The sequence below is a fragment of the Streptomyces sp. CO7 genome, from assembly GCF_053474865.1.
Genome location: NZ_JBRIOU010000004.1, coordinates 806,343 through 814,443 on the forward strand (window position 1 = coordinate 806,343; position 8,101 = coordinate 814,443).

Genomic DNA, 8,101 nt, shown 5'->3' on the forward strand with positions numbered 1-8,101 from the left:
GTCCGCGGGCTCCGTGTGTTCCAGGTGGCCCGAGGCCGCGCCGGTCATCGCGGAGCCCAGCTCCTCCGGGGTGACGGAGGCGGGGTCGGCGTCGGCGACCAGGCGGCCGTTGTAGATCACGCGCAGGGTGTCCGACAGGCCGATCAGCTCGTCCAGGTCGGCGGAGATCAGCAGCACCGCGAGGCCTTCGCGGCGCGCCTCGCGGATGACGTCCCAGATCGCGGCCTGCGCGCCGACGTCCACACCGCGGGTGGGGTGGGCGGCGATCAGGAAGCGCGGGGCGTGGCTCATCTCGCGGCCGACGATCAGCTTCTGCTGGTTGCCGCCGGAGAGCGAGCCGGCGGTGACGTCGATGCCGGGGGTGCGCACGTCGTACTGCTCGACGATGCGGCGGGTGTCGGCCTGCGCGCCCTTGAGGTTCAGCCAGAAGCCGTTGGCGTTGGGCTTCTCGGTGACGTGGCCCAGGATGCGGTTCTCCCACAGCGGGGAGTCCAGCAGCAGGCCGTGGCGGTGGCGGTCCTCGGGGATGTAGCCGATGCCGGACTCGCGGCGGCGGCGGGTGGCCCAGGAGGTGATCTCCTCGCCGTCCAGGGTGATCGTTCCGGAGTCGGCGTGCGCGAGGCCGATCAGGGCCTCGATCAGCTCGGTCTGGCCGTTGCCCTCGACGCCGGCGATGCCCAGGACCTCGCCCGCGTGGATGGTGAAGCCGATGTCGTCCAGGACGGCGCGGCCGCCCTCGGCCTCCAGGCGGAGGCTGTCGACGGTCAGGACCGGGTGGTCCGTGACGGTGGACTCGGCGGTCTCCGGGGTGGGCAGCTCGCTGCCGACCATCATCTCGGCGAGCTTGCGCGGCGTCGTCCGCCTCGGGTCGGCGGTGCCGACCGTGGTGCCGCGGCGGATCACCGTGATGTCGTCGGCGACCGAGAGGACCTCGCCCAGCTTGTGCGAGATGAAGATGACCGACAGGCCCTCGGAGGTGAGCTCGCGCAGGTTGTCGAAGAGCGCGTCGACCTCCTGCGGGACCAGCACGGCGGTCGGCTCGTCGAGGATGAGGATGCGCGCGCCGCGGTAGAGGACCTTGAGGATCTCCACCCGCTGGCGGTCCGCGACGCCGAGGTCCTCCACCAGCGCGTCGGGGCGGACGCCCAGGCCGTAGCGCTCGGAGATCTCCACGATGCGGCGACGGGCCGCGCCGCCGATGCCGTGCAGCTTCTCGCTGCCCAGCACCACGTTCTCGAGCACGGTGAGGTTGTCGGCCAGCATGAAGTGCTGGTGCACCATGCCGATGCCGCGGGCGATGGCGTCGGCGGGCGAGGAGAAGCTCACCTGCTCGCCGCCGACCGTGATGGTCCCCTCGTCCGGCTTCTGCATGCCGTAGAGGATCTTCATCAGGGTCGACTTGCCGGCCCCGTTCTCGCCGACGAGGGCGTGGACGGTGCCCTCCTGGACGCGGAGCCGGATGTCGTGGTTGGCGACGACGCCGGGGAACCGCTTGGTGATGCCCGCCAGCTCGACCGCGGTGGCCCGCTCGGTCTGCGGAGGGCTGCTGGACGCGTCGATGGCGCACACTCCTCTAAGAAAACCTGGGGGAGAAGGGCGTCCGCCGCGAGCTGCGCCCGGCGCCCCTGCCGTTCCGGGTGGCCACGGCCCGGAGCCGGGGGCCGATGGGCCGCCCGCCTGTCCGTTCCGTGGCCGTAACGCTGCCATTGCAGCGCTCTTTTGGCCATGCCTCCCGATACCCGTACTGCAGAGGAGGCTTACCGCGTTTGATGTCGCGCGCCAGAGTAACGCGCGTAGATGTTTCGGAGAAACGATCCGGGGGTGCGATGGAACACCCTCCCGGAGTCAGCCCGGGCCGAGGACCGGACCGGCGCCCGGCCGCAGCCCGGCGCGGGGTGACAGCGCTGCGCCCCTCACCGGGGGCGAGGGGCGCAGCGCACGGCATCCCTGGGGTCAGGAGGTCTTGACGGTGACCTTGCCGTCGATGATGTCCTGCTTGGCCTTGTTCACGGCCTCCACGACCTCGGTCATGGCCTGGTACTTCGGGTTGGTGTCGGAGAAGCCGACGCCCTCGGTCTTCAGGTCGCCGCGGATGGTGCCGCTCAGCGGCTTGCCCTCGTGGACGGACTTGGCGAGCTCGTAGACCGCGCCGCCGACGTTCTTGGTGGCGGAGCCGAGGATGTAGTCCTTGTACTCCTTCAGCGCGTCCTGCGCGTACTGGTCGGAGTCGACGCCGATGGCCCACACCTTGTTCTTGGCGGCCTCGGAGATCACGCCCTGACCGGAGAGGCCGGCGGCGTGGTACACCACGTCGGCGCCCTGCTCGATCTGGCCGTTGGCGGCCTCACGGCCCTTGTCGGGGCTGGAGAAACCGCCCTCCTGCGGGGTGGAGGTCAGGATCTTCTTGATGACCTTGACCTTCGGGTCGGCGGCCTTGGCGCCCTGCTCGAAGCCCGCGCCGAACTTGTGGATCAGCGGGATGTCCACGCCGCCGATGAAGCCGACGGTGTGGCTCTTGGAGGCCTTGGCGGCGGCGACGCCGGCCAGGTAGGAGGCCTGCTCCTCGCTGAAGACCATGGAGGCGACGTTCTTGGCCTCGACGGACGCGTCGTCGATGATGCCGAAGGTCGTGTCGGGGTACTTGGCCGCGACCTCCTTGATCGCCGGGCCGTAGACGAAGCCCACGCCGATGATCGGGTTGTAACCCTGCTTGGCCATCGACTCCAGGCGCTGGACCTTGTCCGCGTCGCCCTCGCCGTCGGCCGGCTCGAAGGTCTTGCCGCCGATGCCGAAGTCCTTGTCGGCCTTCAGGAAGCCGGAGTGCGCGGCGTCGTTGAAGGACTGGTCGCCCTCGCCGCCGATGTCGTAGGCCAGGCCGATGCCCTTGCCGGAGTACTTGCCCGACTCCTTGTCACCGCCCGTGGAGGCGGACTTGCTGCTCTCGCCGCAACCGGCGGCGGCCAGCGCCACGACAGCGACGGTCACCGCTGCGCGGGTGATCCTGTTCCTACGAGAAATGAGACGCACTGCAAGCACCCCTTCGAACTCACGGCACCGTCTCCGGCCCGCTCCGCCTTGCCGGCCCGCTCCCATGGCGAAACCGCTGCGACAGTAACGCGCGTAGAACCCCAGGGGAACTTCACTTGCGCGGCTGTTATCGAACCGTGCCGAGGTCGGTCCAAATCGGTCACCCGAGGGTTACGGGGCAGTAACAGGAATGGCAGGTTCCCGGAGGTAACGGACGGAGGAGCCGGCCGGCCGCCTCCGGCGGTGAGGCGCCGGATCGGTCCGGCCTCGTCCCCGGCGCGGCGGGGCGCCGGGGACGGGCGGGCGGTCAGCGGCCGGCGTCCAGGAGGGCGGCCGCGGTGAACAGTTCCACGCCGACCGTGATCGCGTACTCGTCGACGTCGAAGTCGCCCTGGTGCAGGTCGCGCACCAGGCGGTCGCCGGGGGTGCGCACGCCCAGGCGGGCCATCGCACCGGGGACCTCCTCCAGGTACCAGGAGAAGTCCTCGCCGCCCAGGCTCTGCTCGGTGCCCTCCACCGACTCCGCGCCGCGGCGCGCCGTCATGGCGTCCCACAGCAGGTCGGTGACGTCCGGGTCGTTCACCACCGGCGGGACGCCCCGCACGTAGGTGATCTCCGACTTGGCGCGGTGCAGGGCGGCGATCTCGTCGACCGCGGCGTGCACCAGGTCGGCCGCCTCGCGCCAGGAGGCCAGGTCCAGGCAGCGGACCGTGCCCGACAGCTCGGCGCGCTGCGGGATGACGTTGGGCGCGTGGCCGGACTCGATGCGGCCCCAGGTGACCGACAGGCCGCTGCGGGCGTCCACCCGGCGGGCGACCACGGCCGGCACGTCCACCGCGATGCGCGCGGCGGCCGTCACCAGGTCGGTGGTCAGGTGCGGGCGGGCGGTGTGGCCGCCGGGGCCGTCCAGGGCGACCTCCAGCCGGTCGCAGGCCGAGGTGATCGCGCCCGTGCGCAGACCGATCCGGCCGGCCTCCACCTTCGGGTCGCAGTGCACCGCGACGATCCGGCCGACGCCCTCCAGCACGCCGTCGGCGATCGCGCCGAGCGCGCCGCCGGGCATGACCTCCTCGGCCGGCTGGAACAGCAGCCGCACCGGGCGCGGCAGGCGCCCCTGGCGGTGCAGCTCGGCCAGCACCAGGCCGGCGCCGAGCACGACCGTGGTGTGCACGTCGTGGCCGCAGGCGTGGGCGCGGTCGGGGACGGTGGAGCGGTAGGCGCAGTCCGTCTTCATGTCCGGGATGGGCAGCGCGTCGATGTCGGCGCGCAGCGCGAGCATGCCGCGCAGGCCCGCCTCGACGGGGGCGGACGTGCCCTCGTAGGCGGCGGTCGTCCCCTCCACGCCGATGTCGCAGACGAGTCCGGTGCCGCTCGCGAGCACCCGCGGCCGCAGGCCGGCCCGCTCCAGGCGGGTCTTGATCGCCTTGGTGGTGCGGAACTCCTGGTTGCCGAGCTCCGGGTGCATGTGGATGTCACGGCGGAAGGCGATCAGTTCGGCGCGCAGGTCGTCGGGGAGCGTGCCCGGCAGCGCGGCTCCGGGCAGCGCCGCCTCGGCGACGGTCACGGCGGCCTGCGCCACCCGGGCGCCCTCGGCCGCGGCGACGGCGGCCTCACCGGCGGCGGCGACGGCGTCCGCGGCGGTGTCCGCCGGGTCGGCCTCGGACTCTCTGGACTTCAACTGGTTCACCCTCTGCAGGGTAGGGCTGCGGGGCGGCTTCGCGCCCGTCGATCGGCAAAAGATCAGCCCGCCGGGGGACGAAAACAGGGCCGCCCGACGGTTGCGCGACTCCTCCTGTGGGTATGCTCGACCGTTTTTCCGGTGTACCCCGAGAAGCCGCTCCGTCCGGACGTCCCGGCGCGGTGGGCCTTGCTCCACGGTTACCACGCATGGCCGAAATCACGCCGTCGCGGTCCGCCCATCGGGACGCATCCGTCGCCCCGTCAGGCGTGCGGGACGCGGTTCGGGGGACACGCGGGGGCATGGCCACTGTCACCCCACCGCAGCCCGCCGCCTCGGCGGACACCCCGCTGAAGCGGGCGCTCACCACCCCGCTGCTCTACTTCTTCATCCTCGGCGACGTCCTCGGCGCCGGCGTGTACGTGCTGGTCGGCGAGATCGCCGCCGACTCCGGGGGCGCGGTGTGGGCCCCTCTGCTGCTGGCGCTGGGTCTCGCCCTGCTGACCGCGGCCTCCTACGCGGAACTGGCCACGAAGTACCCCCGTGCGGGTGGCGCCTCGCACTACGCCAACCGGGCCTACGGGCCGTTCGTCGGGTTCGTCACCGGGTTCTGCATGCTGGCCGCCGGCATCGTCTCGGTCGGCGCGCTGGCCCGCGGCTTCGCCGGCGACTACCTCGCCGAGTTCGTGACCCTGCCGGTGGCGCCGGTGGCGATCGGGTTCCTGCTGCTCCTCGCGCTGGTGAACGCGCGCGGCATCAAGGAGTCCACGGCGGGCAACGTGGCCGCCACGGTGATCGAGGTGGGCGGTCTGCTGCTGGTCGTCGGGCTCGGCGCGTGGCTGCTGCTGCGCGGCGACGGCGACCCCTCCCGGCTGACCCGCCTCGGCACCGCCGAGCACGGGGCGGCGGGTGCGCTGCTGAGCGGCGCGGTCCTGTCGTACTACTCCTTCGTCGGCTTCGAGACCTCCGCCAACGTCGCCGAGGAGACGGCGAACCCGCGGCGCTCCTTCCCCCGGGCCCTGTTCGGCGCGCTGCTCACGGCGGGCCTGGTGTACGTGCTGGTCGGCGTGGTCGCCTCGGCCGCGGTCCCCACCGAGCGGCTGTCCGGGTCCAGCGGGCCTCTGCTGGAGGTCGTCGAGGCGGCGGGCGGCGTGCCCGGGTGGCTGTTCGGCGCGATCGCGCTGGTCGCGGTGGCGAACGGGGCGCTGCTGACCGGGATCATGTCCTCCCGCCTGACCTACGGCATGGCCCGTGACGGGCTGCTGCCGTCGGTGCTGGCGCGGGTCCTGCCCGAGCGGCGGACGCCGTGGGCCGCCATCGCCGCGACGACGGCGCTGTCGATACTGCTCGCCGTCACCGGCAGCGTGGAGACGCTGGCCTCCACGCTGGTGCTGCTGCTCCTGATCGTCTTCCTGGTCGTCAACACGGCGGTGCTGGTGCTGCGGCGGCGGGACCCGGAGGGCGAGTCGTCCGTGGGCCACTTCCGGGCGCCGTCCGTGGTCCCGGTGCTGGGCGTCGCCTCGTGCGTGCTGCTCGCGACGCAGGTCGAGGCGGAGGTGTGGGCGCGGGGCGCGATCGTCCTCGGCGTGGGCCTCGCCCTCGCGGCCCTCGCCGCGGTCCGCCGCCGCCGCGCCGCGTCCACCGCCTGACCTCACCGTCCCGGGGGCCTCGGCCCCACCGGGCCGCCGTGATCGCGGCCCGGCCCCTCCCCGCCGCCGCGGCCCGCGCCACCGGGCCCCGTCCGGGGCGGGGCCGGGCCGCACTTCTGCCACTACGGGGGCACCGCACCTGGTTGGCCGGAGGGCCCCGGGGGCCCGCGCCGGGATCAGCCGTGCCAGTCCAGGATCAGAAGGGTGGCGTCGTCCTCGGGGGTGCCCTCGCAGACATCGGTGACGGCGGCGGTCAGGGCCCGCACCGCTTCGCGGGGGTGCTGCCGGGCGGTGTCCCGGACGAGGGCCCGCAGGTCCACCTCCGCCGCGCAGCGTTCCTGCATGCCGTCGGTGTGGAGCACGAGGCGGTCGCCGGGACGCAGGTCGAGCTCCTGGACGCGGTGGGTGGCGGAGGCGACGCCGAAGGGCAGGTCGACCGCGAGGCGTACCTCCTCCACCCGGCCGTCCCGCAGACGCAGCGGCCATGGGTGGCCGGCGTTGACCAGACGGGCGCCGCTGCCGTCCAGGGAGACGCGCAGCAGTTGGCCGGTGGCCAGGGTGCCCCGGCCGTGGTCGAGCATGGCCTGGTGGACCAGCCGGGCCTGTTCGGCCAGGTCACGACCGGCGCGACGGGCGCCGCGGGAGGCGTTGACCAGGATGGTGGCCAGCAGGGCCGAGTCGACGTCGTGGCCCATGGCGTCGGTGACGGACAGGTGCAGGGTGTCGCGGTCGAGGGAGTAGTCGTAGGTGTCGCCGCCGATGCTGTCGGCGGGAACCATGTCCGCGGCGAGGGTGAACTGGGCAGCCTCGCAGCAGTTCGCCGAGGGCAGGAGCTGGTACTGGATCTCGGAGGCGAGACTCACCCGGGTGGTGCGCCGGCTCCAGTGGTAGATGTCGGTGAAGCGGCGGTCGGTGACGACGATGTAGGCCAGCGCGTGCGCGGCCTGCCCGATCTGCTCCAGCACGTCGTCGTCCGCGCGGGGCAGGGTCAGTTCCAGTACGCCGATCGCGTCGCCCCGGTTGGTGACGGGCGCGATCACCCGCTGTCCCGACCCTCCGTCCGGTAGCCGTGTCAGCCGCTGGGTGCGCAGCACCTCGTCGTAGACGCTGCCGACCAGCGGGATCTGCTCGACACCGCGGCTCTGGCCCGTCGCGGTGTCCTCGCACATCCGCACCATCCTCAGGCCGATGACGTCGACGAACAGGAACGACACGGCCACCGCGCCGAACCGGTCGCGCAGATTGCGCGCGATCACGTCCACGGACTCCCCCGGCGCGGCGGCCTCCGCCGCCGTCAGAAATTCGTCCAGCCTGAGCCGCTCGTGCTCCATCCGGCCTCCCTCGGTCCCAGTGCTCCTTCCCCCGCGCACCACGGGCATCACTGGGCCGACCGGGGAGACCGCGTCTCGTCGCGCCGCCGGAGCCGGTCCGCCCGGCGACCACGGGCAGGCGCCGGACACCGCTCAGACGGAGGCCGACCCCATGGTGAGACGGTGGACGTCGCGGGCGGCGAGGGTGACGCCACTGAGGAAGCCGTGGGCGCGGGGCGAGGCCCGCTGGGTGATCCACGAGGGGTCGATGTCACAGGCCGTCACCCGCGCCCCGGTCCCGGCGAGCGCGGGCGGCAGGGTGTGGAGCACCGTGGAGGGAAAACTGAGGACGGTGCGGGCTGTGGGACCCCGCCGGGCGATCAGCTCCAGCGGCAGATCCGGCCGCACCACCGAGAGTCCGCTCTCCACCGCTATCC

The 8,101-nt window shown here is 72.9% G+C and carries 5 protein-coding genes and 1 pseudogene; 1 reads left to right on the forward strand and 5 read right to left on the reverse strand.

The window, feature by feature from the left end:
• The 3 genes from ACOV8S_RS16485 to ACOV8S_RS16495 form a co-directional block, all read right to left on the reverse strand.
• Positions 1–1,707, reverse strand: a 1,707-nt coding sequence (locus ACOV8S_RS16485) for an ABC transporter ATP-binding protein (RefSeq protein WP_448318560.1), incomplete at its 3' end; no start/stop codon positions are given.
• A gap of 246 nt (positions 1,708–1,953) precedes the next feature.
• Complete coding sequence (locus ACOV8S_RS16490) at positions 1,954–2,985, reverse strand: BMP family lipoprotein (protein ID WP_448318561.1); 1,032 nt, start codon at positions 2,983–2,985, stop codon at positions 1,954–1,956.
• A 349-nt stretch (positions 2,986–3,334) separates the two neighbouring features.
• Positions 3,335–4,606, reverse strand: a complete 1,272-nt coding sequence (locus tag ACOV8S_RS16495; RefSeq protein WP_448318889.1) for an amidohydrolase — start codon at positions 4,604–4,606, stop codon at positions 3,335–3,337.
• Between the two features lie 401 nt (positions 4,607–5,007).
• Between ACOV8S_RS16495 and ACOV8S_RS16500 the strand changes: the two genes are divergently transcribed.
• On the forward strand, positions 5,008–6,354 hold the full coding sequence (locus tag ACOV8S_RS16500) for an APC family permease (protein WP_448318562.1): 1,347 nt from the start codon (positions 5,008–5,010) through the stop codon (positions 6,352–6,354).
• 176 nt (positions 6,355–6,530) lie between these two features.
• Here ACOV8S_RS16500 and ACOV8S_RS16505 read toward each other — a convergent pair whose 3' ends face one another.
• Both ACOV8S_RS16505 and ACOV8S_RS16510 read right to left on the reverse strand, forming a co-directional pair.
• The gene (locus tag ACOV8S_RS16505) at positions 6,531–7,685 is read right to left on the reverse strand and encodes a PP2C family protein-serine/threonine phosphatase (protein ID WP_448318563.1); all 1,155 of its coding nucleotides are present in this window, start codon (positions 7,683–7,685) and stop codon (positions 6,531–6,533) included.
• Between the two features lie 132 nt (positions 7,686–7,817).
• A pseudogene (locus tag ACOV8S_RS16510) lies at positions 7,818–8,101 on the reverse strand (hypothetical protein); the annotation flags it as partial.

What these genes read in the sequence shown, in the direction of transcription:
- ACOV8S_RS16500 (WP_448318562.1), top strand. Translation starts at nt 5,008, where the DNA reads ATGGCCACTGTCACCCCACCGCAGCCCGCCGCCTCGGCGGACACCCCG.
- ACOV8S_RS16505 (WP_448318563.1), bottom strand. Translation starts at nt 7,685, where the DNA reads ATGGAGCACGAGCGGCTCAGGCTGGACGAATTTCTGACGGCGGCGGAG.